Origin of the sequence: Ruminococcus callidus ATCC 27760 (genome assembly GCF_000468015.1) — a bacterium.
In the GTDB taxonomy this organism is placed as follows: Bacteria; Bacillota; Clostridia; order Oscillospirales; family Ruminococcaceae; genus Ruminococcus_C; species Ruminococcus_C callidus.
Map to the genome: position 1 here is coordinate 1 of NZ_KI260509.1, position 2,754 is coordinate 2,754.

At 51.8% G+C, this 2,754-nt stretch carries 2 protein-coding genes; both read left to right on the forward strand.

Features of this window, described 5'->3' with window-relative positions:
* Window positions 1–69: 69 nt before the first annotated feature.
* Window positions 70–2,166 carry a polyphosphate kinase 1 gene (gene ppk1, locus RUMCAL_RS14015; RefSeq protein ID WP_021683692.1) on the forward strand — a complete coding sequence of 699 codons (2,097 nt, stop codon included), beginning with the start codon at window positions 70–72 and terminating at the stop codon, window positions 2,164–2,166.
* A 96-nt stretch (window positions 2,167–2,262) separates the two neighbouring features.
* Window positions 2,263–2,709 carry a C-GCAxxG-C-C family protein gene (locus RUMCAL_RS14020; protein WP_021683693.1) on the forward strand — a complete coding sequence of 149 codons (447 nt, stop codon included), beginning with the start codon at window positions 2,263–2,265 and terminating at the stop codon, window positions 2,707–2,709.
* Window positions 2,710–2,754: the final 45 nt, after the last annotated feature.

Sequence of the window (2,754 nt, forward strand, 5' to 3'; positions counted from 1 at the left end):
GTCGCCAGACGCTCTTTGTGCGGTATTGCCCTAATACATTACTGAATAACTGCAATCGGAGGGATTGTAATGAACGCAAACTGTTATGACAATCGAGAACTTTCCTGGCTGAAATTTAATCAGCGGGTATTGGAAGAAGCCAGGGACGAAGCCAATCCCCTGTGTGAACGGCTGTCGTTTCTCTCCATTTTCCAGAGCAATCTGGACGAATTTTTCATGGTACGCTGCGGTTCTTTGTACGACCAGATGTGCGAAGACCCCCACTTTCGCGAAAACAAAACCAATATGACCTGTAAGGAACAGCTGACTGCGATCTATGCACGGGTGCGGGAACTGCTCCGTGACAAGGACGATGCTTATTCCGACCTGCGTGCAGAACTGAGCATGCAGGGCGTGGACATTGTAGATTTCCACACCATTACCACAGAGGAGGCGGCATGGCTGGAAGCCTATTTCAAGGCAGAGATCGAGCCGCTGCTGTCCCCCCAGATCATCGGCAAAAAGCAGCCCTTCCCGTTTCTCCAGAACAAGAACATCTATGCCGTTGTGGTACTGGAAAAGAAAGGAACAGAAAAGCTGGGCCTTGTGCCGTGCAGCAGCGGCGTATTTCCGAAAATCGTTTCACTGCCCACCGGCAAGAACCGGTTCATTCTGTCAGAAGAACTGATCCTGCACTTTGCACCGGAGATTTTCTCCCGCCACACTATCAAGAGCAAGTCCCTGATCCGGATCATTCGCAACGCAGACATTGAACCGGACGAACGCATGGAAGAAGAATGCGACTACCGCGAAGCAATGGAACAGTTGATTCGTGACCGGAAAAAGCTTTGCCCGATCAAGCTGGAATTCTCCCGCCTGATGGACACTGCTGTCATTCACTCACTGTGTAACTACCTGAATCTGACAGAAGAACAGGTATTCTACTCGGAAGCTCCGCTGAATCTCTCTGTACTGTCGGTGGTACGGGATATGCTCCGCCACAACAAGTGCCTGTTCTATCAGCGACGGGTTCCGCAGAAGCCGGCATGGCGGGATATATCCAAACGCATGATCGAACAAGTAGAGGAACAGGACCGTTTTCTGGCATTCCCCTACGAAAGCATCCGCCCGTTCCTCACCCTGCTGAACGAAGCCGGCAGAGATCCGCAGGTCGTTTCCATTAAAATGACCCTGTACCGCGTTGCTTCCAACAGTAAAATTGTAGAAGCCCTGATCGAAGCGGCAGAAAACGGCAAGGACGTAGTGGTTCTGGTAGAACTGCGGGCTCGGTTCGACGAGGAAAACAACATTGAATGGTCCCGCCGTCTGGAAGATGCCGGCTGCCGCATCATCTACGGACTGGACAACCTGAAAGTACACAGCAAGCTTTGCCTGATCACCAAAAAAGTGGGTACGGAAATTTCCTATATCACACAGGTGGGTACCGGCAACTATAACGAAAAGACCTCTGCCATTTACACAGACTATTCCCTGATGACCGCCAACCACGACATCGGTCTGGAAGCCAATCGGGTATTCCATGCACTCTGTCTGGGACAGACTGTGGAGCACACCGAGCATCTGCTGGTAGCACCGAAGTGCCTGCAAAACAAGCTGGCAGATATGATCGACGAGCAGACGGAACTGGCGAAATCCGGAATGCCTGCCTATATCGGCATCAAGATCAACTCGCTGACAGACAAATACCTGATCGAAAAACTGATCGCCGCTTCACAGGCTGGCGTAAAAATCGAAATGATCGTTCGCGGCATCAGCTGCCTGATCGCAGGCGTTCCGGAACTGACAGAAAATATCTCTGTTCGCAGCATTGTGGGACGTTTTCTGGAGCACACCCGCATCTATATCTTCGGGGCACACGAAAACTGCAAGGTATACATTGCCTCTGCGGACTGGATGACCCGAAACACCAGACGACGTGTGGAAGTTGCCGCACCGATTTATGATGCAGACATCAAGCACCGCATTCTGGATATGTTCGATGTGATGATGACGGACAACGTCAAGGCTCGGGTACAGCAGCCGGACGGCACCTATACCAGAGAGCTGGCACAGGAACCGCTGATCAATTCACAGGAATACTTCTACGAACAGGCGTATGAGGCTCTGGAAAAGGCAGAAGCAGAAGAAGAAACCGCTGATGCAGACAGCAATTCCACAAAAAATTGACAAATTCTTTTCACTGTGATATAATGAAAAGCGTTGGTGCAGACACTGTGCCAACGCTTTTTTCAGTGTTTTCTAGGGCAAAGGAAGTGTATACATATGAATCACGCAGAAAAAGCGAGAGATCTCTTTCGGGAGGGCTATAACTGTGCCCAGTCGGTCGTAGGGGCATTTCATGAGGAAATGGGGCTGTCCCTGTCAGAAGCGACGCGGCTGGCATCTTCTTTCGGCGGCGGCATGGGCGGACTGCGGGAAACCTGCGGTGCTGTCACCGGCATGTTTCTGGTTGCCGGCATGCTGATGGGATATGACGACCCTGCGGATTACGACGGAAAAAAGGCTCATTATGCCCGTATCCGCCAGCTGGCTGAGCAGTTTCGCCAGAAGCATGACACGCTGGTCTGTCGGGAGCTGCTGCGATCCCTGCCGGAGAAACTCCAGAAAGACCCGCAGCCGCGTACCGAACAATATTACAAGGTACGCCCCTGTGTGCGGTTCGTGGAAACAGCAGCGGAACTGCTGGACGAAATGCTGCAAGAGCAGTGACGGAAAAATTGACAAAAGGCAATACCGCACAAAGAGCGTCTGGCG